At 70.4% G+C, this 26,575-nt stretch carries 22 protein-coding genes; 4 read left to right on the top strand and 18 right to left on the bottom strand.

Annotation, left to right across the window (positions count from 1 at the left end):
- The 6 genes from UW392_RS13850 to UW392_RS13825 form a co-directional block, all read right to left on the bottom strand.
- Positions 1–992, bottom strand: a 992-nt coding sequence (locus UW392_RS13850; RefSeq protein WP_320775260.1) for a helix-turn-helix transcriptional regulator, incomplete at its 3' end; no start/stop codon positions are given.
- 16 nt (positions 993–1,008) lie between these two features.
- On the bottom strand, positions 1,009–1,962 hold the full coding sequence (locus UW392_RS13845; protein ID WP_320775259.1) for a helix-turn-helix transcriptional regulator: 954 nt from the start codon (positions 1,960–1,962) through the stop codon (positions 1,009–1,011).
- A gap of 197 nt (positions 1,963–2,159) precedes the next feature.
- Complete coding sequence (locus UW392_RS13840; protein ID WP_320775258.1) at positions 2,160–2,534, bottom strand: FKBP-type peptidyl-prolyl cis-trans isomerase; 375 nt, start codon at positions 2,532–2,534, stop codon at positions 2,160–2,162.
- A gap of 104 nt (positions 2,535–2,638) precedes the next feature.
- A complete protein-coding gene (locus tag UW392_RS13835) occupies positions 2,639–3,634 on the bottom strand; it encodes an FKBP-type peptidyl-prolyl cis-trans isomerase (protein ID WP_320775257.1) in 996 nt (331 codons plus the stop codon).
- A gap of 156 nt (positions 3,635–3,790) precedes the next feature.
- Positions 3,791–5,152 (bottom strand): Pup--protein ligase, encoded by a 1,362-nt coding sequence (gene pafA, locus UW392_RS13830; RefSeq protein WP_320775256.1) that lies wholly within the window; start codon positions 5,150–5,152, stop codon positions 3,791–3,793.
- A 9-nt stretch (positions 5,153–5,161) separates the two neighbouring features.
- Positions 5,162–6,424: an MFS transporter gene (locus UW392_RS13825; RefSeq protein WP_320775255.1), complete on the bottom strand. Its 1,263-nt coding sequence runs from the start codon at positions 6,422–6,424 to the stop codon at positions 5,162–5,164.
- 130 nt (positions 6,425–6,554) lie between these two features.
- Here UW392_RS13825 and UW392_RS13820 point away from each other — a divergent pair, with 130 nt between their 5' ends.
- Entirely contained in the window at positions 6,555–7,571 is a 1,017-nt protein-coding gene (locus tag UW392_RS13820; protein WP_320775254.1) for a LacI family DNA-binding transcriptional regulator, read from the top strand.
- A 102-nt stretch (positions 7,572–7,673) separates the two neighbouring features.
- Here the strand turns inward: UW392_RS13820 and prcA are convergent, their stop codons facing one another.
- The 6 genes from prcA to arc all read right to left on the bottom strand — a co-directional run bounded on the left by prcA (position 7,674) and on the right by arc (position 13,825).
- The gene (gene prcA / locus UW392_RS13815; RefSeq protein WP_320775253.1) at positions 7,674–8,426 is read right to left on the bottom strand and encodes a proteasome subunit alpha; all 753 of its coding nucleotides are present in this window, start codon (positions 8,424–8,426) and stop codon (positions 7,674–7,676) included.
- A 62-nt stretch (positions 8,427–8,488) separates the two neighbouring features.
- Entirely contained in the window at positions 8,489–9,334 is an 846-nt protein-coding gene (prcB, locus tag UW392_RS13810; RefSeq protein ID WP_320775252.1) for a proteasome subunit beta, read from the bottom strand.
- The gene (locus tag UW392_RS13805; protein WP_320775262.1) at positions 9,286–9,861 is read right to left on the bottom strand and encodes an endonuclease VII domain-containing protein; all 576 of its coding nucleotides are present in this window, start codon (positions 9,859–9,861) and stop codon (positions 9,286–9,288) included. Before UW392_RS13805 ends, prcB begins: the two co-directional genes overlap by 49 nt.
- 51 nt (positions 9,862–9,912) lie before the next feature.
- The gene (locus tag UW392_RS13800) at positions 9,913–10,131 is read right to left on the bottom strand and encodes a ubiquitin-like protein Pup (protein WP_320775251.1); all 219 of its coding nucleotides are present in this window, start codon (positions 10,129–10,131) and stop codon (positions 9,913–9,915) included.
- Positions 10,132–10,312: 181 nt separating this feature from the next.
- Positions 10,313–11,824 carry a depupylase/deamidase Dop gene (dop, locus tag UW392_RS13795; protein WP_414496081.1) on the bottom strand — a complete coding sequence of 504 codons (1,512 nt, stop codon included), beginning with the start codon at positions 11,822–11,824 and terminating at the stop codon, positions 10,313–10,315.
- Between the two features lie 234 nt (positions 11,825–12,058).
- Positions 12,059–13,825 (bottom strand): proteasome ATPase, encoded by a 1,767-nt coding sequence (gene arc, locus UW392_RS13790; protein WP_320775250.1) that lies wholly within the window; start codon positions 13,823–13,825, stop codon positions 12,059–12,061.
- A gap of 253 nt (positions 13,826–14,078) precedes the next feature.
- Between arc and UW392_RS13785 the strand changes: the two genes are divergently transcribed.
- A complete protein-coding gene (locus UW392_RS13785; RefSeq protein ID WP_320775249.1) occupies positions 14,079–14,384 on the top strand; it encodes a ferredoxin in 306 nt (101 codons plus the stop codon).
- 82 nt (positions 14,385–14,466) lie between these two features.
- Here UW392_RS13785 and UW392_RS13780 read toward each other — a convergent pair whose 3' ends face one another.
- From UW392_RS13780 to UW392_RS13770, 3 genes are all read right to left on the bottom strand, one after another.
- Positions 14,467–15,039, bottom strand: coding sequence for a hypothetical protein (locus tag UW392_RS13780; protein WP_320775248.1), 573 nt, complete (start codon positions 15,037–15,039; stop codon positions 14,467–14,469).
- A gap of 264 nt (positions 15,040–15,303) precedes the next feature.
- Positions 15,304–16,206, bottom strand: coding sequence for a tRNA (adenine-N1)-methyltransferase (locus UW392_RS13775; protein WP_320775247.1), 903 nt, complete (start codon positions 16,204–16,206; stop codon positions 15,304–15,306).
- 77 nt (positions 16,207–16,283) lie between these two features.
- On the bottom strand, positions 16,284–17,870 hold the full coding sequence (locus tag UW392_RS13770; protein WP_320775246.1) for a site-2 protease family protein: 1,587 nt from the start codon (positions 17,868–17,870) through the stop codon (positions 16,284–16,286).
- A 294-nt stretch (positions 17,871–18,164) separates the two neighbouring features.
- On the opposite strand from UW392_RS13770, the gene UW392_RS13765 reads away from it, so the two are divergent.
- Both UW392_RS13765 and UW392_RS13760 read left to right on the top strand, forming a co-directional pair.
- Positions 18,165–19,070, top strand: a complete 906-nt coding sequence (locus UW392_RS13765) for a RecB family exonuclease (RefSeq protein WP_320775245.1) — start codon at positions 18,165–18,167, stop codon at positions 19,068–19,070.
- 14 nt (positions 19,071–19,084) lie between these two features.
- On the top strand, positions 19,085–19,756 hold the full coding sequence (locus UW392_RS13760) for a response regulator (protein WP_014671700.1): 672 nt from the start codon (positions 19,085–19,087) through the stop codon (positions 19,754–19,756).
- Between the two features lie 116 nt (positions 19,757–19,872).
- Here UW392_RS13760 and UW392_RS13755 read toward each other — a convergent pair whose 3' ends face one another.
- From UW392_RS13755 to metH, 3 genes are all read right to left on the bottom strand, one after another.
- Complete coding sequence (locus UW392_RS13755) at positions 19,873–21,474, bottom strand: ABC transporter substrate-binding protein (RefSeq protein ID WP_320775244.1); 1,602 nt, start codon at positions 21,472–21,474, stop codon at positions 19,873–19,875.
- Positions 21,475–21,921: 447 nt separating this feature from the next.
- On the bottom strand, positions 21,922–22,638 hold the full coding sequence (locus UW392_RS13750; protein WP_320775243.1) for an HAD family phosphatase: 717 nt from the start codon (positions 22,636–22,638) through the stop codon (positions 21,922–21,924).
- A 175-nt stretch (positions 22,639–22,813) separates the two neighbouring features.
- Positions 22,814–26,365 carry a methionine synthase gene (gene metH / locus UW392_RS13745; RefSeq protein ID WP_320775242.1) on the bottom strand — a complete coding sequence of 1,184 codons (3,552 nt, stop codon included), beginning with the start codon at positions 26,363–26,365 and terminating at the stop codon, positions 22,814–22,816.
- Between the last annotated feature and the right edge of the window lie 210 nt (positions 26,366–26,575).

The raw sequence follows: 26,575 nt of genomic DNA, 5'->3' as shown, positions 1-26,575 counted from the left end.
CCGCCCGGGGGGAGCCCGTCGTAGGCGGCGAGCGCGTCCCGGGCCGCCCGGCGGGCGCTGTCCGCGAGCTCCTGCGGCGCGACGATCCGGCCGTCGCGGCCGAGCCGCAGCGCCAGCCGCCGCAGTGAGGTGGGATCGGGCGTGCGCAGGGTGATCCGCAGGCCCCCGTCGGGAAGCTCATCGGCGCTGTCGTGCGGGTAGTACTCGGCGACCCAGCGTCCGCCGGGGCCGACCTCGACGACGACCTCCGGGTCCTCGGCCGCGGGCTGCACCAGCGCCTCGGACAGGTCGCGCAGCTCGATCTCGGGCGGCGCGGACGGCTCGTCGAGGATCTTGATCTCGGCGACCCGGTCCAGCCGGAAGGTGCGGCGCGCCTCGGAGCGTCGACACCACGCCTCGACATAGGTGTGACCCACGCTGACCAGGCGGATCGGGTCGATCTCCCGCTCGCTGAGCTCGTCGCGCGCGGGCGAGTAGTACGTGATCCACAGCCGGCGGCGCTCGGAGATCGCCCGGTCGACGTCCGCGAAGACCCCGCCCTCCGACTCGAAGGTCACCGAGAGCCGGGAACTGGCCCCGGCGGTCTCCCCCGCGGCCGTCTCCACCTTGGCGGTGGCCCGCAGCAGCGCCTGCCGGTCGCCCTCGCGCAGACCGGGCAGGGTGGCCACGGCGCGGGCGGCCACCAGCAGCGCGGTGGCCTCGTCGGCGGCGAGCCTGAGCGGCTCGGCCGCCTCCGCCGCGAGCGCGGCCGGGTTGTGCCACCAGATGCGCTCGCCGTCGGTGTCGATGTCGAGCAGGTCACCCCCGCGGAAACTGGTCCCGCACAGCGGCAGCACGTCGAGGTCGGAGATCAGCTCGTCCTCGGTGATCCCGAACGCACGGGCGACGTCCTCGACGCGGGCGCCGGGGCGCTCCCTCAGGTACGTCACCAGGGAGAGCATCCGCCGGGTCTGGTCGATGGCGTTCGCCGGCCTGGCCGGTTTTCCCACCACGTCTTCCTCGTCCCCCTCAGCCCTTGGCCACGGCGCGCAGCCGGTCCACCACGTCGGCCCGCAGCTCGGCCGGTTCCAGGACCACCACGTCGGGCCCGAACTCCACCAGCCAGGCGTCCAGCCCGTGCCCGTACGGAACCTCCAACTCGTCCCACCCGTCGCCCAGTTCCCGTACCGCGGTGGCCCTCGCCCGCAGGGGGTAGCCGGCGCCCGTGCGCAGCCGGATCCGCGCGGAGCGGTCGGCGGTCTCACCGGCCCAGCTCGCGACGGTCTCGCGCACGGTGACGACGTCCGGCACCTCCGCGGTGTAGCTGCCGCTGCGGGACCTGACGCGGCCGGTGATCCGCGACAGCCGGAAGACCCGCTCGGCGCCCCGGTCGCGGTCATATCCGGCCAGGTACCAGTGGCCGCGCCAGCACTCCAGCGCCCACGGCTCGACGTGCCGGGCCTCGGGACGGGCGGCGGTGGCCTTGCGGTACTCGAAGAGCACGGGACGGCGGTCACGGCAGGCGAGCATCAGCGGCTCGAAGGCCGCCTCGTGCACGGGGATGCGGGGCTCCAGGGCGCTGTGCGCCCCGTACGGGTCGACGTCCTCGGGCAGGCCGGCCGCCCGCAGCTTCTGCAGGGCGCCACTGGCGGCACCGGCGAGGCGGGCCTGCTGCCACACCTTCGCGGCGAGACCGAGCGCCGCGGCCTCCTCGGCGTCCAGAGTGATGGGCGGGAGCCGGTTGCTGTCCCGGCGGGCCAGGTAGCCGACCTCGCCGTCGAGGTTCTCCACCGTCTCGATCACCAGACCGAGCTCACGCAGGTCGTCCTTGTCCCGCTCGAACATGCGGTTGAAGGAGTCGTCCGACCCCGCTTCCAGATAGGCCTCGATGGACTCCCGCAGCTCGCGCTTGCTGAGCGGTCGCCGCGTCCCGAGCAGACACAGCGCCAGGTTCATCAGCCGCTCGGCCTTGGCAATGGCCATCGACGCCCTTCCCTATGGTGCTTCTGACGGATGACCGTACCGCTCCGGGGTACCGCGGCAAAAGCCGAGGGCCCACGCCCGCCACGGGCACGGGCCCCGGAGGCAGGCCCGGGTCCCGTCCCCGCGTACGACCCGGACCGGCCCCCGGCGGCGTGCCGGAGGCGGTCCGGCGCGCCGCCGGGCGTCACCGTCGACCGTCAGACCGAGACCAGGTCGCAGACGAAGATCAGCGTCTCGCCCGGGGCGATGCGGCCGCCACCGGCGCCGCGGTCGCCGTACGCCAGGTGGGCGGGGATGGTCAGCTGGCGACGGCCGCCGACCTTCATGCCCTGCACACCCTGGTCCCAGCCCGCGATGACCTGGCCGGCGCCGAGCTGGAACTGCAGCGGCGTACCGCGGTTCCAGGACGCGTCGAACTCCTCGCCGCTGGAGAAGGACACACCGACGTAGTGGACCGAGACGGTGTCGCCCGCCTTGGCGACCGGCCCGTCGCCCTCCCAGATGTCCTTGATCTCGAGGTCCTTCGGGGCTTCGCCGCCCGGGAAGTCGATCTCGGGCTTCTCGATGCTCACGTCTTTGGCTCCTGCTCGTGTGCGACTACGTGTGTGCGCATCCCCGTTCACGCGTACCTGCGTACGAACGGGGCGACCCGGACAGTCTTACATCCCCGCAAGGGTCACAGCTTCGCCAGGATGTCGACGGTGAACACCATCGTGGAGTCCTTCTCGATGCCGCTGCCGCTCGGCGGGTTGTCACCGTAACCGAGCTCCGGCGGGATCACGATGACGATGCGGCTGCCGACCTTCTTCCCCGCCATGCCCTGCGACCAGCCCTTGACGACCTGCTGCAGCCCGAACGAGCTGATCGCCTCCCGGCTGTAGGTCGAGTCGAACTCCTTGCCGGTCTCCCAGACCACACCCTTGTACTGCACCAGCACGGTGTCCGTGGCCGCGACCTCCGCGCCGTCCCCCTCCAGCACGTAGTTCGCGACGAGCTTCTTCGGCGGGTCCGCCTTCGGCACCTCGATGGAGGGAGCCTTGCCGTCGGTGTTGGTACCGACCTTGGGCAGGGCGGTGTCGTCCTGCGCGACCTCCTCGCCCTCCGCGGAGCTCTTCGCGTTGAAGGTGTTCTCGATGTCGATCACGAAGACCAGGGTGTCCGTGCCCTCGATGCCCGCCTGCGGGTTGCCCCCCGAGCCGTACCCCAGGGCCGGCGGCACCGCGATCTCGACCCGGCTGCCCGCCTTCTTCCCCGCCAGCCCGTAGCGCCAGCCGTCGATGATGCCGCCCTGGGCGAGCTGCATCACCAGGGGCGCCCCGCGGTCGTAGGAGTTGTCGAAGACCTTCGCCGTCGCCCAGACCTGACCCAGGTAGTGCGCCTGCACGTAGTCGTTCTCGGCGACCGTACGGCCGTTGCCCGCGATGACCGTCTTCACCGCCAGGTCCTCCGACGGATCACCGCTGCCCTTGGCGACGGTCGGCTTCGCACCGAACTCCGTACCGGCCGTGATCGCCGGCAACGGACCGTCCACGATCTTCGGCGGCTTCGCCGAACCACTCTCGGACACGGACGGGCTGCTGCTGGCGTCGTCCGAGTCGGACGCGCCGTCACCGCAGGCGGCGAGCGTCGCGAATCCGGCGGGTACGGCGATGAGAAGTGAGCGTCGGCGCACGGTGGGGGCCTCGTATCGGTTCGGATCTTGTCTGAAGGGCGTGCGCGCAACTCTACGATGCGAGAAGGGCGCCGTACGGCTAACGTACGGCGCCCCACGACGCGTTCCGTGACCGGACCGGAAACACCCGATCGGCTCGACGGAACGCGCTCCGGCTCACATTCCGGCGATCAGCTTCTCCACCCGGTCGTCCACCGAACGGAACGGGTCCTTGCACAACACGGTGCGCTGCGCCTGGTCGTTCAGCTTCAGGTGCACCCAGTCGACGGTGAAATCACGGCGCTGTTCCTGGGCCCGCCGGATGAAGTCACCGCGCAGCCGGGCCCGAGTGGTCTGCGGCGGAACGGACTTGCCCTCGAAGATCTTCAGGTCGTTGCAGACGCGGGCCGCCTGCCCCTTCTTCTCCAGCAGGTAGTACAGCCCCCGCCGGCGGTGGATGTCGTGGTACGCGAGGTCTATCTGCGCGACCCGCGGATTCGACATGGTCATGTTGTGCTTGGCCCGGTACCGCTCGATGAGCTGGTACTTCATCACCCAGTCGATCTCGGTGCCGATCCGGTCCAGATCCTCCGACTCGATCGAGTCGAGCGTGCGGCCCCACAGCTCCAGCACCTGCTCCACGGTGCCCGTGCGGATACCGCGCCGCTCGCAGAAGTCGACGGCCTTCTCGTAGTACTCCCGCTGCACCTCCAGGGCGGAGGCCTCACGGCCGCTCGCCAGGCGCACCTTGCGGCGGCCCGTGATGTCATGGCTGACCTCGCGGATCGCCCGGATCGGGTTCTCCAGGGTCAGGTCCCGCATCACCGTGCCCGCCTCGATCATGCGCAGCACCAGATCGGTGGCCCCGACCTTCAGCAGCATGGTCGTCTCGGACATGTTCGAATCACCCACGATGACGTGGAGGCGGCGGTAGCGCTCCGCGTCCGCGTGCGGCTCGTCACGGGTGTTGATGATCGGCCGGGAACGGGTCGTCGCCGAGGAGACCCCCTCCCAGATGTGCTCGGCACGCTGACTGACGCAGTACACGGCACCGCGCGGCGTCTGCAGCACCTTGCCCGCGCCGCACAGCAGCTGCCGCGTGACGAGGAACGGGATGAGGATGTCCGCGAGCCGGGAGAACTCCCCGTGCCGGGCCACCAGATAGTTCTCGTGGCACCCGTACGAGTTGCCCGCCGAGTCGGTGTTGTTCTTGAAGAGGTAGACGTCGCCCGCGATTCCCTCCTCGTGCAGGCGGCGTTCCGCGTCGACCAGCAGCCCTTCGAGAATGCGCTCGCCGGCCTTGTCGTGAGTGACCAGTTCGGTCACGTTGTCACATTCGGGTGTCGCGTATTCGGGGTGCGAGCCCACATCGAGATACAGGCGGGCACCGTTCCGCAGGAACACATTGCTGCTGCGGCCCCATGACACGACACGGCGGAAGAGGTACCGAGCCACCTCGTCAGGAGACAGGCGGCGCTGTCCCCTGAACGTACACGTGACGCCGTACTCGTTCTCCAGCCCGAAAATGCGGCGGTCCATGACTGAACATTACGCCCGATCCCCGGAGCTGAAACGGGGTTCGACGGCACGGTTCGGATCATTTTCGGATGAGACCGCAACAACCGCTCCCCCGCGGGGAACAGCCAGAACCCGCCCCGTGACCAGCAGAACCAGCAACGACACCGCGCCCGCCGCCCCCGGCACCGCGAAGCCCCACAGCGTCCCGCCCCACTCCACCACGGGCCCCGTGAGCCCCGTCCCCAGCGACGAGCCCACCGTGAACGTCGTCACCAGCCACGAGAACGCCTCCGTCACCGTCCCCCGCGGCGCGTGCCGGTCCACCAGCACGAACGCACACGCGATCGCCGGCGCCAGGAACACCCCCGCGACCGCCGCCAGACCCGTCATGGCCACCGGACCCGGCAGCAGCATCAACGGCAGGTAACACACCGCCAGCGCGGCCACCAGCAACCGCAGTCGGCGCTCCGGCGCACCCAGCCACTGCCGCGCCCCGTACACCCCGCCGCCCACCAGGGCACCCAGCCCGATGCCCGCCATCAGCCACCCGTAGACGACGTCCCCGCCGTTCTCGTCCGCGTACGACCTGGCCGCCAGCGTGATGGAGCCGAGCGCGCACCCCACGAACAGGAACGCCGCCAGCAGCGCCAGCAGCCCCGGCGAGCGCAGCGCGCCCAGCCAGTGCGCCTCCCGCGGCTCCGAACGCCACGCCCGCGACGGCGGCGACGCGACCACGGACAGCGCGCCCAGCACACCTATGACGTTGAGCAGCACCAGCGCCGTCTGCGGGGACCACAGCGCCACGAACACCGTCACCAGCAGCGGCCCGACGGTGAACATCACCTCCTGCGCCACCGCGTCCATCGCGTACGCCGTGTGGACCCGCTCCTCCTTGCCGCGCAGCACGGACGGCCACAACGCCCGCAGACCGCCCTCCAGCGGCGGCGTGAACAGACCGGCGACCACCATCGCGGCGTAGGCCCACGGCAGCGGCTCCACCCCCATGAGGGCGAACGCCGTCATCCCGAGCCCCGAGACGACCGCGGCCGGCAACTGCACCCGCGGCTGCCCGTACAGGTCCACCAGCCGGCCCAGCAGCGGCTGCCCCACCGCGTGCGCCACCCCGTACACCGCGGCCAGCGCCCCGGCGAGGCTGTAGCTGCCGCCCTCCGCGCGGACGAACAGCACGATGGCGATCGCGGCGGTCCCGTTCGGCAGCCGCCCCACGAGCGTGCCGGTGAGCAGGCGCGTGGCATGTCTCGCCCTGAGGATCTCCAGGTATCCGGAGGCCATGTCCTGCCCTTCTTCCCGCGTGCACGGGGTCGGTGAAGCCATAAGTGTTACGTATAACGTCCGCCGTCATACGTACCATGAGCGCTGTCGACGAGTCCAGATGAGCGCAGCCGAAGGGAACAGGCCACCGGTGGCACGAGGCAGCACCCGACCCACCAGCCGTGACGTCGCCCAGGCCGCCGGGGTCTCCCAGGCGGCGGTCTCCCTGGTCCTGGGCGACAAATGGCGCGGACGCGTCTCCACGGCCACCGCCGAGCGCGTCCGGCGGGCCGCCCAGGACCTCGGCTACCGGCCCAACCTCGCCGCCCGCAACCTCCGCCTCGGCCACACCCGCACCGTCCTCCTCGTGGTCCCCGCCCTCACCACCGAGTTCTTCGCCGGCGTCTACACCGGCGCCGCCCGCGTCGCCGCCGAGCACGGCTTCGGCGTGGTGCTCTACCCCTCCCCCGCGGGCATCGGCCCCGCCCGCGACCCCTTCGCCTCCGCCCGGGCCGCCCTCGACGGCGTCATCGCCTCCTCCATGGCCGCCGACGCCCTCACCGCCATCCGCGGCGACCAGCTGCCCCTGGTCATGCTCGACAGCGACCCCGACGGCAGCCCCGGCGCCGCCGCCACCGTCAACCTCGACATCGCGGACGGCGTCCGGCAGCTCGCCGACCACCTGCTCGGCCTCGGCCACCGGCGCTTCCTCCACCTCGCCGCCGACATCGCCTCCTGGACCTTCGAGGTCCGCGCCCGCGAACTCGCCACCCGCCTCGCCGCCGTCCCCGGCACCGAGGTACGCACCGCCCGAGCACCCATCACCATCGACGGCGCCCGCGCCGCCGCCGAAGCCGCCCTCGCCGGCCCCGGCCCCCGGCCCACCGCACTCGTCTGCGACGACGACAAACTCGCCGCCGGCGCGTACAAGGCGGCCCGCCGGCTCGGCCTGCGCGTCCCCGACGACCTCTCCGTCACCGGCCTCGACGACCTGGCCCTCGCCACCGCCCTCGACCCGGAGCTGACGACGGTCCGCCTGGACGCGGAACTCTTCGGGGAACGGGGCATGCACGCCCTGCTGGCCGTGCTGGAGGGGCGCGAACCGGACGGCGGCGACATCCCCGTGGAACTGGTCGTACGGGGCTCGACGGCCGTGCCGTCGCACTGACCCGCTGACCCGCTGACAACGCCGCGCGCCCCGGCCATGAACGGCCGGGGCGCACTGTGGAGCGGTGGGGCTGTGCTGGGGCGGTGCTGTGCTCGGAGGGGGTTACTTCTCCTCGTCGCCGCCCTCGTCCTCGGCCTCGCCGACCGTCTCCGCACCGCCGGACTCCAGCAGCCGGGAGAGCTGACGGCCCACGATCCGCCGGAACTTGCGCTGCTGCGGACGCGTACGGTCCAGCACCGCGACCTCCAGGCGCTCGGCGGGAATTTCCCGCTCGCTGCCGTTGGTGTCCCGGGACAGGGCCTGCACGGCCAGCTTCAGCGCCTCGGCCAGCGTCATGCCGTCCTGGTGGCGCTGGTCCAGGTAGGTGCTGATCTGCTCGGCGTTGCCGCCGACCGCCACCGAACCGTGCTCGTCCACGATCGAACCGTCGTGCGGCAGCCGGTAGATCTGGTCGCCGTCCGGTGTCTCGCCCACCTCGGCGACGACCAGCTCCACCTCGTACGGCTTCTCGGCCGCCGAGGAGAAGATGGTGCCGAGGGTCTGGGCGTAGACGTTGGCGAGACCGCGCGCCGTCACGTCGTCGCGGTCGTAGGTGTAGCCGCGGAGGTCGGCGTAGCGGACGCCGCCGATCCGCAGGTTCTCGTACTCGTTGTACTTGCCGGCGGCCGCGAAGCCGATCCGGTCGTAGATCTCGCTGAACTTGTGCAGCGCGCGGGACGGGTTCTCGCCGACGAAGACGATGCCGTCGGCGTACTGCAGCACGACCAGGCTGCGGCCACGGGCGATGCCCTTGCGGGCGTACTCCGCCCGGTCGGCCATCGCCTGCTGGGGTGAGACATAGAACGGCGTCGACACCGGTTATCCGTCCCTTTCTGCTGTCGGAGTCACTGGAGCACCTGGGAAGAGGGGGGTCGCCGTCAGAGCAGGGAGGCCCGCGGGCCGTCCGGCTGCTCCAGGCGCCGCTCCAGCACCGAGCGGGCGATCTCGGAGGACTCCTCGTCGGTGAGACGACGGAACCCGTCCTCGGTGATCACGGTGACGATCGGGTAGATCCGGCGGGCGACGTCGGGACCGCCCGTCGCCGAGTCGTCGTCGGCCGCGTCGTACAGGGCCTGGACGACGAGCGTCGTGGCCTCCTGCTCGCTCAGGTCCTCACGGAAGAGCTTCTTCATGGCGCCGCGCGCGAAGATCGAGCCGGACCCCGTGGCCGCGAAGCCGTGCTCCTCGGAGCGGCCGCCCGTCACGTCGTAGGAGAAGATGCGGCCCTTGTCGCGGTCCACGTCGAAACCGGCGAAGAGGGGGACCACGGCGAGGCCCTGCATGGCCATGCCGAGGTTGGAACGGATCATGGTGGACAGGCGGTTCGCCTTGCCCTCCAGGGAGAGCTGGGTGCCCTCCACCTTCTCGAAGTGCTCCAGCTCGAGCTGGAAGAGCTTCACCATCTCCACGGCCAGACCGGCCGTACCGGCGATGCCCACCGCCGAGTACTCGTCGGCCGGGAAGACCTTCTCGATGTCCCGCTGGGCGATGATGTTGCCCATGGTGGCCCGACGGTCACCGGCCAGCACGACACCGCCCGGGAACGTCACGGCGATGATCGTCGTGCCGTGCGGCGCCTCGATCACGCCCTGGGTGGGCGGGAGCTGCCGGTTGCCCGGGAGCATCTCCGGCTGGTGATCGGTGAGGAAGTCCATGAAGGAGGACGACCCGGGCGTCAGGAAGGCAGCCGGTAGACGCCCGGTGCTACGAGTGTTGGCTTCCACGCGTTTCCTTCCAAGTAGTCGGCCGCCCGACGAACAGCGTCGGGGTCGTCTCCCAACTTGCCGATGGCCGAGTTGCAGTTGAAGCACAGTACGCCACGGACCTTACCCGTCTTGTGGCAGTGATCCACATGGGCGGCCGGGGCCTTCAGGCAGATAACGCAGAGGCCCATCTGCGAAGCGACCATGTCGTCGCGTTCAGCCTCAGTCATGCCGTAGTGGCGCTTCAGGTGGCCCGCCCGACCCTTCGCCGCGCGACACGCCTTGCAACTCGTCGACAAGCCGTCGGATGCCGTGGCATTGCGATGCCACTGACTGTGCGGCTTGATCTCCTCGCAACTACGACAGAACTTGTACCCCTCGGGCGCCTCCACCCGTGGCCCGACGTTCCGCCCTTTCGCCGGCTGCCGCGTTTGGTGATACTCAGCCCAGCACTCACGGCAGTAAGCCTGCAACCCGTCACGGGCCGCCTTATTACTGGCGAAGGCTGCCCGCGACTTGGTCTCCTTGCACCGCGAGCAGCGCTTCATACCCACTTCGACATCCGCCCAATTCCCCCGTCGCAACCTTCGATTCGAAGGCTACTCGCCGCCCTTCTGAACGAAACTTCGAACGAAGTCCTCTGCATTCTCCTCGAGGACGTCATCGATCTCGTCCAGAACCGAGTCGACGTCGTCGCTCAGCTTCTCCTGCCGCTCCTTGAGGTCCTCGCTCGCCTGCGCCTCGGGCGCCTGCTCCTCGACCTCTTCGTTCGAGCGTGTGGCCTTCTGCTGTCCGCCGCCGGTGTCCTTGGTCGCCATAACCCTCACCCCGCTCAGTTCGCCCGACATGGTCGGCATTGCTGCCGATCGGTGGTGATCAGACCCTACTCGCCGGGTCTGACATTGGCCCTGCAGTTGTCACAACGTCCGGGGGCCATCTCGATGATTCCCGGACGTCGCTCGTTCGCACCCTGTGCGGTACGCCCCGCTCGGGTACCCCTCAGTTCCCCGACAGCACCCTGACCAGGTCTTCCGCGGTGCGACAGCGGTCCAGGAGCTCCTTGACGTGATTACGCGTTCCGCGAAGCGGTTCGAGGGTTGGAACGCGTTGCAGCGAGTCCCGGCCGGGCAGGTCGAAGATGACCGAGTCCCATGAGGCCGCGGCGACGTCGTCGGCGTACTGCTCCAGGCAGCGGCCCCGGAAGTACGCGCGGGTGTCCTCCGGCGGCTTCGTACGGGCCTGCTCCACGTCGCTCTCGTCGAGCAGGCGCTTGATCTTGCCGCGGGCGACGAGCCGGTTGTAGAGACCCTTCTCGGCGCGGACGTCGGCGTACTGGAGGTCGACGAGGTGCAGTCGGGCCGCGTCCCAGTCGAGGCTGTCGCGGCGCCGGTAGCCCTCCATGAGCTCGCGCTTGGCGACCCAGTCGAGTTCGCCGGCCAGGCTCATGGGGTCGTTCTCGAGGCGGTTGAGGGTGTCCTCCCAGCGGGTCAGGACGTCCCTCGTCTGGTCGTCGACGTCGGCGCCGAAGCGCTCCTCGACGTACTTGCGGGAGAGTTCGTAGTACTCCATCTGAAGCTGCACGGCGGTCAGGGTGCGGCCGCTGCGGAGGGTGACCAGCCGCTTCAGTGTGGGGTCGTGCGAAACCTGGTGGAGGGTGCGCACGGGCTGGTCGACGGCGAGGTCGACGGCGATGAAACCGTCCTCGATCATGGAGAGGACCAGGGCCGTGGTGCCGAGCTTCAGGTAGGTCGAGATCTCGGAGAGGTTCGCGTCGCCGATGATCACGTGCAGGCGGCGGTACTTCTCGGCGTCCGCGTGCGGCTCGTCGCGGGTGTTGATGATCGGGCGCTTGAGGGTGGTCTCGAGGCCCACCTCGACCTCGAAGTAGTCCGCGCGCTGGCTGAGCTGGAAGCCGTGCTCGTGGCCGTCCTGGCCGATGCCGACGCGGCCGGCCCCGGCGAAGACCTGGCGGGAGACGAAGAACGGGGTGAGGTGGCGCACGATGTCCGAGAAGGCGGTCTCCCGCTTCATCAGGTAGTTCTCGTGCGTGCCGTAGGAGGCGCCCTTGTTGTCGGTGTTGTTCTTGTAGAGGTGGATCGGCTGGGCGCCGGGGAGCTGGGCCGCGCGGTCGGCGGCCTCCGCCATGATGCGTTCGCCGGCCTTGTCCCAGAGGACGGCGTCGCGGGGGTTGGTGACCTCGGGGGCGCTGTACTCGGGGTGCGCGTGGTCGACGTAGAGCCGTGCCCCGTTGGTGAGGATGACGTTGGCCAGGCCGATGTCCTCGTCGGTGAGCTGGCTGGCGTCGGCGGCCTCACGGGCGAGGTCGAAGCCCCGTGCGTCCCGCAGCGGGTTCTCCTCCTCGAAGTCCCAGCGGGCTCGGCGGGCCCGGTGCATCGCCGCCGCGTAGGCGTTGACGATCTGGGACGAGGTGAGCATGGCATTGGCATTGGGGTGGCCGGGGACGGAGATCCCGTACTCCGTCTCGATGCCCATTACTCGCCGTACGGTCATGCGGCCCTCCTTGCCCGGCGGCGCCCTCGGTCGGGGGCGGCGCTCAAGTACCGCTGGTGCTCCGGTGCGTGTGCGGTGCCCGTCCCCGCACTGCGCGACTCGGCGGTACGAAAGAGCCTAGAACGCCTTTGCGCTGGTGGGGAGATCATTTGCGTCATTGCCTCGGTATGGCGGTGACCGGAAAAACAATCGGCTGCGGATGCCCGGGGAGGACACCCGCAGCCGCCCTGCTTTTTACAGGTACTGTCCGGTGTTCGCCACCGTGTCGATGGAGCGCCCGGTGTCCGCGCCCTGCTTTCCGGTGATGAGTGTCCGGATGTAGACGATCCGTTCACCCTTCTTTCCGGAGATGCGGGCCCAGTCGTCCGGGTTGGTGGTGTTGGGCAGGTCCTCGTTCTCCTTGAACTCGTCCACGCAGGCCTGGAGCAGGTGGGAGACGCGCAGACCCTTCTGGGCCTTCTCGAGGAAGTCCTTGATCGCCATTTTCTTGGCGCGGCCGACGATGTTCTCGATCATGGCGCCGGAGTTGAAGTCCTTGAAGTAGAGCACTTCCTTGTCACCGTTGGCGTAGGTGACTTCCAGGAAGCGGTTCTCCTCGGATTCGGCGTACATCTGTTCCACGGCGGTCTGGATCATGCCCTGGACGGTGATCGACTTGTCGCCACCGTTCTCGCCGAGGTCGTCGGCGTGGAGCGGGAGGCGTTCGGTGAGGTACTTGCCGAAGATGTCCTTGGCCGCCTCGGCGTCCGGACGCTCGATCTTGATCTTCACATCGAGACGGCCGGGGCGCAGGATGGCCGGGTCGATCATGTCCTCGCGGTTGGAGGCGCCGATCACGACCACGTTCTCCAGGCCCTCCACACCGTCGATCTCGGCGAGCAGCTGGGGGACGATGGTGTTCTCCACGTCCGAGCTGACACCGGATCCGCGGGTGCGGAAGAGGGACTCCATCTCGTCGAAGAAGACGATGACGGGGGTGCCCTCACTGGCCTTCTCACGGGCGCGCTGGAAGACGAGGCGGATCTGCCGCTCGGTCTCGCCGACGTACTTGTTGAGGAGCTCGGGTCCCTTGATGTTGAGGAAGAAGCTCTTGCCGGCGGCCTGGCCGGTCACCTCGGCGACCTTCTTGGCCAGCGAGTTGGCCACGGCCTTGGCGATGAGCGTCTTGCCGCATCCGGGGGGCCCGTAGAGCAGCACGCCCTTGGGCGGCCGCAGTTCGTGCTCCTTGAACAGGTCCGGGTAGAGGTACGGCAGCTCGACCGCGTCACGGATGGCCTCGATCTGGTTACCCAGGCCGCCGATCTGCTCGTAGCCGATGTCGGGGACCTCTTCGAGGACGAGTTCCTCGACCTCGCTCTTGGGGACGACCTCGTAGACGTACCCGGAGCGGGGTTCGAGCAGCAGGGCGTCGCCGGGCCGGATGGTGACGTCCAGCAGTGGTTCGGCGAGCCGGACCACCCGTTCCTCGTCGGTGTGCCCGAGCACCAGGGCGCGTTCGCCGTCCTCGAGGATCTCCTTGAGGGTGACGATGTCTCCGACGCGCTCGAACTTCATGGCCTCGACCACGTTGAGCGCTTCGTTGAGCATGAGCTCCTGGCCGCGCCTGAGCTCGTCGAGTTCGACACTGGGGCTGACGTTCACACGGAGTTTGCGGCCTCCGGTGAAGATGTCTGCGGTGCCGTCCTCGTTCGCCTGCAGGAAGACACCGAAACCGGCCGGCGGCTGGGCGAGCCGGTCGACCTCTTCCTTGAGGGCCACGATCTGGTCGCGGGCCTCGCGCAGTGTGTTGGCGAGCCGCTCGTTCTGGGCGGACACGCCGGCCAGATTCGTCTGCAGTTCGACGATCCGCTCTTCGAGAATCCTCGTGTGTCGCGGCGAGTCGGCGAGCTTGCGTCGCAGGACGGCGATCTCCTGCTCAAGGTAGGCGATCTGCCCGGCCGGGTCGTCGGACCCTCGTCCCGGGCGGATGCCGCGGTTCATGTCGTCGTCGTGGGCTGCCACGGTCCTCACCTCCTCCAAGGGGAGCTGGACGCTTCCAGACCCTACCTGGGTGGGTGTCGATTGAAACCCCTAGATCACAAAGACTGTCAAGGTGTGTCCGATCTTCACCCTTGCGCTCTCCCTCACGCCAGGGGAATACCCACTGAACATGATTGGAAAGCTGACGGAGGTAGGGTCGAAGTGTTCAACACCCGTCAGAGCTGGGCCGACTTACCGAGTGTCGGCCGGGCCGGCGGGGGAAATGGCAGGAGAGATGACCGTGCAGCAGGAGGCCGGGGCCGGAAATGGGGCGCTGGAGGTCTGGATCGACCAGGACCTCTGTACCGGTGACGGCATCTGCGCCCAGTACGCCCCCGAGGTCTTCGAGCTGGACATCGACGGTCTGGCGTATGTGAAGGGTGCCGGCGACGAGTTGCTGCAGGACCCGGGTGCGACGGCGCCGGTTCCGCTGCCGCTGTTGACGGATGTGGTGGATTCGGCGCGGGAGTGTCCGGGTGAGTGCATTCATGTGCGTCGTGTTTCGGACAGTGTGGAGGTCTACGGGCCGGACGCGGAGTGACCAACTGAGGGCATAAGGTCACTCTTGTCTGATTTCTCACACTAGGTGGAGCGACCCCTCGGCTCACGCGCGAGGGGGTGGGTCACACGCCACGTGCCTCGGGGGGCGTCGAGCGGACGAACGCGCCGTTCCGCCACTGCCACTTGGCCCGGTCCGTGACGTCCGGGCAGCAACTGGGGACGTCCACCGAGGAGTAGCCGAGCAGGGTGGCCGTGACGGCGCCGTCACGGACGGCGAAGTCGGTGACGCTGCGCTGCTCGGCCGGGTCGACCAGGGTGGCGACGACCCGGGGCTCGGCCGCGGTGCCCTGGGTGAGGACGTACACGCCGTTGGGCGGGCTGCCGGAGCCCGCGTCGCAGCGGACCACCGCGACCGTCTCGGGCAGGCCGTCGCCGTCGAGGTCTCCGGAAGCCTTCTTGGTGACCACGGCCTCGTAGGGACCGCACTCGATCGGGAAGTCCACCGCGGCGGGGTCGGGGGCCGGCGCGGTGACCGGGGCGGACGGTGTCTCGGGGCCCGCCTGGACCGCGGTCGCCGGGTCGGGCTGCAGGACGGAGGAGAGGGCGACGACCGCCGCGAGGGCCGTGGCCGTGGCGAGCCAGTGCATCGGGCGGGTGCGGGTGTGGTCCAGTTCCGGGACGGCGGAGTGCTGCACGAGAGATGTGTCTCCTGTGAGGGCTGTGCCGGTGGGGGTGGACCGCATAGTGCCATACGTCACAGCGCGGCGGTACGGCGGGGGCGGTGCCCGGGGCGCCGGGTCGCGCGCGTGTGTGGGGTCGTCGCGTCGTGTGGGTTCCGTGCCCCGGGTGGTGCGGTGCCGACGGGGTGCTCCAATGCGTGGGCGCCGTGGCCGAGTTCCCGGACGGTGCGGGGAACACGGCCACGGCGCCCTTGCGTTGGGTGCGGCCCGGGGCCGTCGTCAGCGGGCGGCGCCTCCGTCGGCGTTCGGTCCGGCGTAGTCCTCGCCGTAGGCGCCCTTGGCGGGGCGGCGGCGGCGCATGGGCGGCTCGACGCCGTCGGCGAGACGGCGGGCGGTGAGCAGGAAGCCGGTGTGGCCGATCATCCGGTGGTCGGGCCGGACGGCCAGGCCCTCGATGTGCCAGTTGCGGATCATGGTCTCCCACGAGGTCGGCTCGTTGAAGCAGCCGATCTCGCGGATGGACTCGACGGTCCGGGCGAGCTGGGTGGTGGTCGCCACGTAGCAGCAGAGGATGCCGCCGGGGACGAGCGCCTTGGAGACGGACTCCAGGCACTCCCAGGGGGCGAGCATGTCGAGGATGACCCGGTCGACGTCGACGTCGCTGAGGTTGTCCTGGAGGTCGCCCACGGTGAGCTGCCAGGCGGGGTGGGGGCCGCCGAAGTAGCGCTCGACGTTGGCCCGGGCGATCTCGGCGAAGTCGGCGCGGCGCTCGTAGGAGTGCAGCATGCCCTGGTCGCCGATGGCCCGGAGCAGGAAGCTGCTGAGCGAGCCGGAGCCGACGCCGGCCTCCACGACGCGCGCGCCGGGGAAGATGTCGGCGAAGGCGAGGATCTGCCCCGCGTCCTTCGGGTAGACGACGGCCGCCCCGCGGGGCATGGACAGGACGTAGTCGGGGAGCAGGGGGCGCAGCGCCAGGTAGGCGACGTTTCCGGTGGTGCGGACAACACTGCCTTCGGGTGCGCCGATCAGCTCGTCGTGCGGGAAGGAGCCCTTGTGGGTGTGGAAGTTCTTCCCGGCTTCGAGCGTGAACGTGTAGTGGCGTCCCTTGGGGTCGGTGAGCTGGACCTGGTCCCCGACCTTGAAGGGCCCGCGACGGCGGGCGGCACCGGTCGGTTCGGACATGTGACCAGCCTACCGGTCCCGGCGGGGGCCGCCGACCACGTCGGGGCCGGCGGCGCGCACGCGCGCGTGCGGTGCGTTCAGCTGGGCCGGGCCATCGCCTTGACGAAGGCGCGTTCCACGTCGGCCGTGGAGAGCACGCCGTAGATCTCGCCGGACTCCTCCACGACCAGGTACTCGGTGGCCGGGGTGGCGCGGAGGGCTTCGAGGAGGTCCTCGCCGGAGAGCTCGGCGGAGACGCGCATGCCGTCGGTGAGGTCCTGGGCGAGGCTGCTGACGGCGACCCAGGGGCGGCGGTGTTCGGGGACGCCGACGATGGCGGCCTCGCGGACCAGGGAGAGGGGTTCGCCCTGGGCGTCGACGACGACGAGGGCGCGGGCGCCGGCGTCGTTGGCACGGCGCAGTGCCTCGGAGAGCGGGGTGTCGCCCTCGACGGGGACGGCCCGGCGGGTGAGGGCGCGGGCGCGCAGTTCGGGGAGGTGCTCGCGGAGCCGGGCCATGCGCAGGCTGTTGCCGGCGCCGGTCCAGATGATCGCGGCGAGGATGGCGGCGAGCAGGCCGTCGGTGATGGTGTCCATGCCGCCGAAGTCCTCGGGGGCGGCGCCGAGGGCTCCGGAGTGGGTGAGGAGCGGCAGGCCGATGAGGACCGTGACGGCGAGGGCGCGGCCGACCCAGGCGGCGGCGATCGTGCCGGCCATGGGCTTGCCGGTGATCTTCCAGACGACGGCCCGGAGCATGCGGCCGCCGTCGAGGGGCAGGCCGGGCAGCAGGTTGAACGCGGCCACGATGAGGTTGGAGATCATCAGTCCGGCGAGCAGGACGCCGGGGACGGTGCCGGGTTCGACGGCCTGCAGGGCGAGGTAGAACACGCCTGAGAGGACCAGGGACAGCAGGGGGCCGACGAAGGCGAGGACGAACTCGCGGCCCGGTGTCTCGGACTCCTTCTCGATCTCGGAGACGCCGCCGAAGAACTGGAGCTGGATGCGGCGCACCGGCAGTTCGTAGCGCAGGGCGGCGACGGTGTGGGCGAGTTCGTGGACGAGGACGGAGGCGTAGAAGGCGACCGCGAAGAACAGTGCGACGAGGTAGCGGGCGCCGCCGAGCTCGGGCAGGACGCGGTCGAGCTGGCCGCCGAAGACCCAGGTGATGAGTGCGGCGACGAGGAACCAGCTGGGGGCGACGTAGACGGGTACGCCGAAGGGGCGGCCCATGAGGATGCCGCCGCCGGGTTCCTTGGGGCGGTGCGGTGGTTTGGTGGTGCCGGTGCCGGAGGAGGCGAGGGTGCGGGTGTGGTCCTCACCGCCGCCGGGGGGCACCGGGGTGTCCGGGCGGGGGTCCGCCGCGGGTGCGGGGTGCGGTGTCTCGTCCGGGACTGCCGTGGGTGCCGGGCCCGGCGTGTCGGTGTCCCGGTCCGAGGGTCCGGGGCCGGCCCGTTCGGTGGTGGTGGCCCGTTCGGTGGTGGCGGCCGGTTCGGCGGTGACGGCCGGGGGTGCGGGGTCGGGTTCCGTGGGAGCGGTGCCGGCCGTGTCCTCGGGCGCCGGCCGGTCGTCGTGCGGCCGTGCTCCCTGGCGTGCGGTGCCGGCGGCCGGGGTCGACGGCCCCGTAGGGCGCTCGGCCGCCTCGTCGCTGCCGGTTCGCGGCTGCCCGCTCCCGCCGCTCTCGTCCACGGTGTCCCCTCAGTCGAAGCGTCCTCCGCCGCCGACCGGTGCGGGGCGGAGGGGTCTCTGCGGTCGATGCTATGCGGTCGTTCCCGCTCGTTCCGCCCCGGCACCCCTTCTGTTCCCCGTGCCGTGGCGCGGGGGCGCGTGCCCGGCGGGTGCGGCGCGGCGGTGCGTGAACGCATGCGTCCCGCCGTTCACGCTGGTACCCGCCGGCCCCGGGCGCAACCGTCCGTGGCGGTGCGGTTCCGTTGCGTCCCGTGACGGGTCCCGTTGTCGGTGGTGGGCCGTATGGTCTTGGACATGGATACCCGCACCGAAGACACCGGCGCCGCGGCAGCGGGCGGTGCCGTGGCCGCCGCGCCCCCGGCGTCGCTGTCGCCCTCGCGCGCCGGTGACTTCATGCAGTGCCCGTTGCTCTACCGGTTCCGGGTGATCGACAAGCTGCCCGAGAAGCCGAGCGAGGCGGCCACGCGCGGCACGCTGGTGCACGCGGTCCTCGAGCGGCTCTTCGACGCGCCCGTCGCCGAGCGTACGGTGCCGCGGGCGACGCAGCTGATCCCCGGCCAGTGGGAGCGGCTGCGCGAGACCCGGCCGGAGGTCGTGGAGCTGTTCGCGGACGATCCGGAGGGCGAGCGGCTGGCCCGTTGGCTGGGTGAGGCGGAGCGGCTGGTCGAGCGCTGGTTCACGCTGGAGGACCCGACGCGGCTGGAGCCGGCCGAGCGTGAGCTGTTCGTGGAGGCCGAGCTGGAGTCGGGGCTGCGGCTGCGCGGCATCATCGACCGGGTCGACGTGGCGCCCACCGGTGAGGTGCGGATCGTCGACTACAAGACGGGCAAGGCGCCGCGGCCGGAGTACGCCGAGGGTGCGCTGTTCCAGATGAAGTTCTACGCGCTGGTGGTGTGGCGGCTGAAGGGGGTGGTCCCGCGCCGGCTGCAGCTGGTGTACCTGGGCAGCGGTGACGTGCTGACGTACGACCCGGTCGTGGCGGACCTGGAGCGGGTGGAGCGCAAGCTGCACGCGCTGTGGGAGGCGATCCGGCTGGCCACGGAGACCGGTGAGTGGCGGCCGCGGCCGACCAAGCTGTGCGGCTGGTGCGACCACCGGGCGGTGTGCCCGGAGTTCGGCGGCACTCCCCCGCCGTATCCGCTCCCCGTCAGGGCGCCCGAGGCGGGCGGGGACGCCCAGGGCAGAATGGGGCGGGACTAGCGAAGGAGACTCATGTGGCCATCCGCGTCCTACTGGTCGACGACCAGCCGCTGCTGAGAACCGGCTTCCGGATGATTCTGGAGGCGGAGCAGGACATCGCGGTCGTCGGCGAGGCCGGGGACGGCCTCCAGGCGCTCGACCAGGTGCGGGCCCTGCAGCCCGATGTGGTGCTGATGGACATCCGTATGCCGCGGATGGACGGTGTCGAGGCGACGCGGCAGATCACCGGGCCCGGCCGGGACGGTCCGGCGAAGGTGCTGGTGCTGACCACGTTCGATCTCGACGAGTACGTGGTGGAGGCGCTGCGGGCGGGTGCCAGCGGGTTCCTGCTGAAGGACGCGCCGGCCAATGAACTGGTGCAGGCGATCCGCGTGGTGGCGGCCGGTGAGGCGATGCTCGCGCCGAGCATCACGCGCCGGCTGCTGGACAAGTACGCGACGCACCTGCCCTCCGGTGAGGAGCCGGTGCCGGACACGCTGCACACGCTGACCGACCGTGAGGTCGAGGTGCTCAAGCTGGTGGCGCGCGGGCTGTCCAACGCGGAGATCGCGGCCGATCTGTTCGTCAGCGAGACCACCGTGAAGACGCATGTGGGTCACGTGCTCACGAAGCTGGGGCTGCGCGACCGTGTGCAGGCGGCGGTGTACGCGTACGAGAGCGGGCTGGTCCGCCCCGGCGCGCAGTAGCACCGGGTGGGAGGGCCCCGTCGGCCTCCCGCCCGGTTCCTCCGGCTCGTACGACGCGGCAGGGCGCCCCTTCTTCCCGAAGGGGCGCCCTGCCGTTCGCTCGGTGCCGGGTCGGGTCAGCCGGTGACGCCGCGGCCGAGCTCCCAGAGCTGGAGGACGGCGGAGGAGTTGATGGCCCACTCCGCGCCCGTGATGCCGTCCCGCGACGCGAGGTACTGCTTGCCCTGCCACAGCGGCAGGACCGGGACGTCCTCCGCGACGATGTCCTGGATCTTGTTGAAGGCCTCGGCGGCGTTGAGGCGGTCGGCCGCGCGACGGGACTCGGGGATGAGCGTCTTGCGGATGTCCTTGTTGTTGTACGGGGAACCGAGCATGTTGTCCTCGTCGAGGAACGGCGCGGTGTAGCTGTCGGCGTCCGGGAAGTCGGGGAACCAGCCCATCCCGTAGACGTCGTACTCGCCCTTCATCTCCGCCGGGCGGAAGGTGGCCCAGGGGATGCCCTTGATGTCGACGTCGAACAGGCCGCTGTCGTTGAGCTGCTTCTGCAGCTCCTCGAACTCCTGCTTGGTGGCGGCGCCGTAGTGGTCGGTCGTGTAGTGCAGGGTCAGCTTCACCGGGGTGGTGATGCCGGCCTCGGTGAGGAGCTCCTCGGCCTTGTTGCGGTCGGGCTCCCCGTACGTGTTGAAGAACGAGTTGGAGTGTCCGGTGACACCCGCCGGGATGAGCGAGAAGAGCGGCGTCGCCTGGGTGCCGTACACCTCGGAGACGAGGCGGCCGCGGTCGATGAGCTGGGCCATGGCCTGGCGGACGGCGGTCGTCTTGACGGATTCCGCGTCGGTGTTGAAGCCGAGGTAACGAATCTCCAGGCCGGACGTCTCGGTCAGGTCGATGCTGCCCGTGGAGTTGGCGAGCTTGTTGATCTGGTCCGGCGTCATGCTGCGGGTCATGACCTGGATGTCGCCGCTCTCGAGCGCGGCGCCCATGACCTCGGCGTCGTCAAAGGCGCGCAGTTCGACCTTGTCGTTCTTCGGCTCGAAGATGCCCTTGTAGTGCGGGTTCTTCGTGAAGACGATCTTTACGAGTTCGCCGCCCGAGACCTCGGCCTTGAGGGTGTACGGCCCGGAGCCGTCGACCTCGATGCCGTCGCGGAGCGCGTTCTTCTCGTAGTTGTCGGGGTTGACGATGCTCGCGACGGGGGTGGAGAGCTTGAACGGCAGGGTGGCGTCCGGGGTGTTGAGGTGGAAGATCACCTCACGCTCGCCCTTGGCCTCCACGAGGTCGACGGTCGACAGCAGGCCGTACACACCGCTGTCGGCCTCGATCTCGAGCGCGCGGTCGAACGAGAACTTCACGTCCTCCGCGGTGACGGGGTCACCGTTCGCGAACGCCAGACCCTCACGCAGCGTGCAGGCGTAGCGCTCGTTGCCGCTGTCGGTGAAGCGGCAGCTCTCGGCGGCGTCGGGCTCCGGCTCGCCCTCGCCGCGCGGCTGCGCCATGAGGGTCTGCACGGAGTGCCGCAGGATGTTCCAGGTGCCGACGTCGTACGCGTACGCGGGGTCGAGCGGCGCCGGGGCTTCCTTGGACACGGTGAACTTGTCGGTGGTACCCACGACGATCGCGTCCCCGCCGCCGTCCCCACCGTCGGAGCCGCCGCAGGCGGCGAGCACGGGGGTGAGCAGGCCTATGACGGCCGGCAGCACCAGGGTCTTGCGCTTCATGCTCGTATTTCTCCAGAGCTGTCGATGGCGTGGACCCGGCGGCTGGGGTGTGCGGGCGGGCCACGGGGGGTAAACGATGTTCTCGCGACGACATTAGACCGAACCGTGAGCACCGTTCGCTGACACCGGAGTTGAGGGTCCGACACGTGCCATCACGCTGCGGAACCGTATGTGGACGCATTGAACAGAACGCCGCCCCGAGCGATGGGCGCACGGTTCACCAATCGGGACACATGGGTGCACCGATCACCCCGGAACGGGGCAAGCAGACATGGCCCGACGTAGATGTCGACCCCCTGTCAAGTGGTGAACGTCACAGCTCGACTCGGTTCGGCAGCTATCGGAATTCGGCCGGCCGGGACCGCCGAATTCCGACGCCGGGGCCCTTTCGGCTTTACGGCGCATTCCCGTCCGTACGCCAGGTGAGCATCTGACGCATTTCCGTGATCAGGCCGCCGTCGGGTCGCCTTCGGCCGCCATCAGACCGTGCAGAAAGGGAAGATCGACTTCTTCCAGCGAACGGACGACCGTGCGCCGGGCGGCCGGGGCGATGGGTGCCACCGACGGGACCGCGACCACCTGGCAGCCCGCCGCCTCCGCGGCGGCGATGCCGGTCGCGGTGTCCTCGATCACCGCGCAGCGCACCGGATCGGCGCCCAGTCCCGCCGCGGCCAGCAGGTACGGATCGGGGTGCGGCTTGGTCCGTTCCACCTCGTCGCCCGCGACGGTCAGGTGGAAGTGCTGCCGTCCCAGCGAGGTGAGGACGCGGTCGATGATGCGCCGGTGGGAGGCGGAGACCAGGGCGGTGGGGACGTCGTGCGCGGCCAGTTCCGCGAGGAGCCGGGCGGCGCCCGGCATCAGCGGCAGGGAGCGCCCGATCCGGTCCTCGAACCCGTCGTTGAGCAGCACGGACAGCTCGGCGAGGGTGATGTCCGCGCCGGTGGCCTCGATCAGGAACCCGGCGCTGCGGGCCATGGGGCCGCCGACCACCACGTGGCGCCAGGCGTCGTCGAGCGGGTGGCCGAGGCGCGCGAAGACCTCCACCTCGACGTCCCACCAGAAACCCTCGGTGTCGACCAGGGTTCCGTCCATGTCGAGGAGCACCGCCTGCAGCGCGGAGCCGCCTGCGGTGCCGGTACCTGGCGCGGGGACCGTCGTCGTCATCCCGGCGCACCTCCTTGGGGGACGAGCAGGCCGGTTCCCGTGCGGGAACCGGCCTGCGATGGACCGACCAGTGTACGGCGCCGCGTGCCGGAGCGCCTCGTACGGTCGCCGCGCAAGGAGCGCGACACGGCCTTTCGTCCGGTGGGCGTGCTCGGCGGGCGCTCGGCGGGCGTGCTCAGCGGGCGTTGAAGTACTTCGCCTCGGGGTGGTGGATGACGATGGCGTCGGTGGACTGTTCGGGGTGGAGCTGGAACTCCTCGGAGAGGTGCACGCCGATCCGCTCCGGCCGGAGCAGTTCGGCGATCTTCGCGCGGTCCTCCAGGTCCGGGCAGGCGCCGTAGCCGAGGGAGAAGCGGGCGCCCCGGTACTTGAGGTCGAACATGTCCTCGATCGCCGCCGGGTCCTCGCCCGCGTAGCCGAGTTCGGACCGCACGCGCGCGTGCCAGTACTCGGCGAGGGCCTCGGCCAGCTGCACGGACAGGCCGTGCAGCTCGAGGTAGTCGCGGTAGGCGTTGGCCTCGAAGAGCTTGGCGGTCTCCTCGCCGATGCGGGAGCCGACGGTGACGACCTGCAGCCCGACCACGTCGGTCTCGCCGGACTCCTCCGGGCGGAAGAAGTCCGCCAGGCACAGCCGGCGGCCGCGGCGCTGGCGCGGGAAGGTGAAGCGGGTGCGCTCGTTGCCCGACTCGTCGAGCAGGATCAGGTCGTCGTCCTTGGAGACGCAGGGGAAGTAGCCGTAGACGACGGCGGCTTCGAGGAGGTTCTCGGTCTGCAGCCGGTCCAGCAGGCCGCGCAGCCGCGGGCGGCCCTCGGTCTCGACCAGTTCCTCGTACGACGGTCCGTCGCCGGTGCGGGCCTGCTTCAGCCCCCACTGGCCCTTGAACAGCGCGCCCTCGTCGAGCCAGGAGGCGTACTCCTTGAGCTGGATGCCCTTGACGACGCGGGTGCCCTGGAACGGCGGGGTGGGGACCGGGTTGTCGGTGGCGACGTCGGAGCGCACGTGGCCTTCCTCGGGACGCTCCTCGAGAGCCGTCTGCGCGGTGGCGCGGACCCGGCGCTGCTTCAGCTCGGGCAGGGCCGCGCCGGGCACGCCCCGCTTGACCGCGACGAGGGCGTCCATCAGGCGCAGGCCCTCGAACGCGTCGCGGGCGTAGCGCACCTCGCCCTCGTAGATCTCGTGCAGGTCCTGCTCGACGTAGGCCCTGGTGAGGGCGGCGCCGCCGAGGATGACCGGGAAGCGGGCGGCGAGGGCGCGCTGGTTGAGCTCCTCCAGGTTCTCCTTCATGATCACCGTGGACTTGACCAGCAGCCCGGACATGCCGATGACGTCGGCGCGGTGTTCCTCGGCGGCCTCGACGATCGCGGAGACGGGCTGCTTGATGCCGAGGTTGACCACGTTGTAGCCGTTGTTGGACAGGATGATGTCGACGAGGTTCTTGCCGATGTCGTGCACGTCACCGCGGACGGTGGCCAGCACGATGGTGCCCTTGCCGTCGGTGTCCGACTTCTCCATGTGCGGCTCCAGGTGGGCCACCGCGGTCTTCATGACCTCGGCGGACTGGAGCACGAACGGCAGCTGCATCTGGCCGGAGCCGAACAGCTCGCCGACCACCTTCATGCCGTCCAGGAGGGTCTCGTTGACGATGTCGAGCGCGGGGCGCTCGGTGAGGGCCTCGTCCAGGTCGGCCTCCAGGCCGTTGCGCTCACCGTCGATGATGCGGCGCTTGAGGCGCTCGTCCAGCGGGAGCGCGGCCAGTTCCTCGGCCTTGGAGGCGCGCAGCGACTTGGCGGTGGCGCCCTCGAACAGCGCCATCAGCTTCTGCAGCGGGTCGTAGCCCTCGGCGCGGCGGTCGTAGATGAGGTCGAGGGCGGTGGTGACCTGCTCCTCGTCGAAGCGGGCGATGGGGAGGATCTTGGAGGCGTGCACGATCGCCGAGTCCAGGCCGGCCTTGACGCACTCGTCGAGGAAGACGGAGTTGAGCAGGATGCGCGCGGCCGGGTTGAGGCCGAAGGAGATGTTCGACAGGCCGAGGGTGGTCTGCACGTCCGGGTGGCGGCGCTTGAGCTCGCGGATCGCCTCGATGGTGGCGATGCCGTCCCTGCGGGACTCCTCCTGACCGGTGCAGATGGTGAAGGTCAGGGTGTCGATGAGGATGTCGGACTCGTGGATGCCCCAGTTGCCGGTGAGGTCGTCGATCAGCCGTTCGGCGATCTCGACCTTCTTCTCCGGGGTGCGGGCCTGGCCCTCCTCGTCGATGGTCAGCGCGATCAGCGCGGCGCCGTGCTCCTGCGCCAACCGGGTGACCTTGGCGAAGCGGGACTCCGGGCCGTCGCCGTCCTCGTAGTTGACGGAGTTGATGACCGCGCGGCCGCCGAGCTTCTCCAGGCCGGCGCGGAGGACCTCGACCTCGGTGGAGTCCAGCACGATGGGCAGCGTGGAGGCGGTGGCGAAACGTCCCGCCAGCTCCTCCATGTCGGCGACGCCGTCGCGGCCCACGTAGTCGACGCAGAGGTCGAGCATGTGGGCGCCCTCGCGGATCTGGTCGCGGGCCATCTCCACGCAGTCGTCCCAGCGGCCCTCCAGCATGGCCTCGCGGAACTTCTTCGAACCGTTGGCGTTGGTGCGCTCACCGATCGCCAGGTACGAGGTGTCCTGGCGGAAGGGCACGGTCTGGTAGAGGGAGGCGGCGCCCGGCTCCGGGCGGGGAGCGCGCTCGGCCGGGGTGAGGTCGCGGACGCGCTCGACGACCTGGCGCAGGTGCTCGGGGGTGGTGCCGCAGCAGCCGCCGACGAGGGACATGCCGTACTCGCGGACGAAGCCCTCCTGGGCGTCGGCCAGCTCCGACGCCGACAGCGGGTAGTGCGCGCCGTCCTTGCCGAGGACCGGCAGGCCGGCGTTGGGCATGACCGACAGCGGGATGCGGGAGTGGCGGGAGAGGTAGCGCAGGTGCTCGCTCATCTCCGCCGGGCCGGTGGCGCAGTTGAGGCCGATCATGTCGATGCCGAGCGGCTCCAGCGCGGTCAGCGCCGCGCCGATCTCCGAGCCCAGCAGCATCGTGCCCGTGGTCTCGACGGTCACCGAGACGATCAGCGGCAGGTTCAGTCCGGCCACGTCCAGGGCGCGGCGGGCGCCGAGGACGGCGGCCTTGGTCTGCAGCAGGTCCTGGGTGGTCTCGACGAGGAGCGCGTCCGCGCCGCCGGCGATCATGCCCTCGGCGTTCTGCTGGTAGGCGTCGCGCAGGGTGGTGTACGGGGCGTGCCCGAGGGTGGGCAGCTTGGTGCCCGGGCCCATGGAGCCCAGCACCCAGCGCTGCTGTCCGGTGCGCTCGGTGAAGTCGTCGGCGACCTCGCGGGCGACGCGGGCGCCGGCCTCGGACAGCTCGTACACGCGGTGGGCGATGTCGTACTCGCCGAGGGCCGCGTGGTTGGCGCCGAACGTGTTCGTCTCCACACAGTCCACGCCGACGGCGAAGTACGCCTCGTGGACGGAGGCCACGATGTCGGGGCGGGTGAGGTTGAGGATCTCGTTGCAGCCTTCGAGGTTCTCGAAGTCCTCCAGGGTCGGGTCCTGGGCCTGGAGCATCGTGCCCATCGCCCCGTCGGCGACCACGACGCGCGTGGCGAGGGCGTGCCGGAGGGCGTCGGACCTGGTTCGGCCGTCCGCTGCGGCGGAGCGGGACGCCGGTGCGGGGACGGACGCGGGGGACGGGTTCGGCGACGAGGCCATGAAGGTGCTCCCTGGAGTGCGACGGCTGTCGGCTTTGCGCCTTCCCGTGGAAGGCGCACGCGGCCAGGGTAGCCCGGAGTGGCGCAACCGGTCAGGGGGCGTCCACGGGCCGGACGGGCGGTTGCGCGCCCATGACATGCGGTTTACTCCGACAGCGACGGCAACGGCCCGGCGGGCGCGGCGCCTTCACCGGGGGTCCGTTTCGCATTC

This window comes from Streptomyces sp. CRN 30, from assembly GCF_034105845.1.
The sequence above is the reverse complement of the archived record's forward strand: the minus strand, read 5'-3'. Positions and strand labels throughout refer to the sequence as shown.

Bases quoted from the DNA above. Each gene is read 5' to 3' on its own strand.
- UW392_RS13755 (WP_320775244.1), bottom strand. From the start codon at position 21,474: ATGAAGCGCAAGACCCTGGTGCTGCCGGCCGTCATAGGCCTGCTCACC.
- UW392_RS13785 (WP_320775249.1), top strand. From the start codon at position 14,079: ATGACCGTGCAGCAGGAGGCCGGGGCCGGAAATGGGGCGCTGGAGGTC.
- UW392_RS13750 (WP_320775243.1), bottom strand. From the start codon at position 22,638: ATGACGACGACGGTCCCCGCGCCAGGTACCGGCACCGCAGGCGGCTCC.
- metH (WP_320775242.1), bottom strand. From the start codon at position 26,365: ATGGCCTCGTCGCCGAACCCGTCCCCCGCGTCCGTCCCCGCACCGGCG.
- dop (WP_414496081.1), bottom strand. From the start codon at position 11,824: ATGACCGTACGGCGAGTAATGGGCATCGAGACGGAGTACGGGATCTCC.
- UW392_RS13800 (WP_320775251.1), bottom strand. From the start codon at position 10,131: ATGGCGACCAAGGACACCGGCGGCGGACAGCAGAAGGCCACACGCTCG.
- UW392_RS13825 (WP_320775255.1), bottom strand. From the start codon at position 6,424: ATGGCCTCCGGATACCTGGAGATCCTCAGGGCGAGACATGCCACGCGC.
- pafA (WP_320775256.1), bottom strand. From the start codon at position 5,152: ATGGACCGCCGCATTTTCGGGCTGGAGAACGAGTACGGCGTCACGTGT.
- UW392_RS13775 (WP_320775247.1), bottom strand. From the start codon at position 16,206: ATGTCCGAACCGACCGGTGCCGCCCGCCGTCGCGGGCCCTTCAAGGTC.
- UW392_RS13845 (WP_320775259.1), bottom strand. From the start codon at position 1,962: ATGGCCATTGCCAAGGCCGAGCGGCTGATGAACCTGGCGCTGTGTCTG.
- UW392_RS13765 (WP_320775245.1), top strand. From the start codon at position 18,165: ATGGATACCCGCACCGAAGACACCGGCGCCGCGGCAGCGGGCGGTGCC.
- UW392_RS13805 (WP_320775262.1), bottom strand. From the start codon at position 9,861: ATGAAGCGCTGCTCGCGGTGCAAGGAGACCAAGTCGCGGGCAGCCTTC.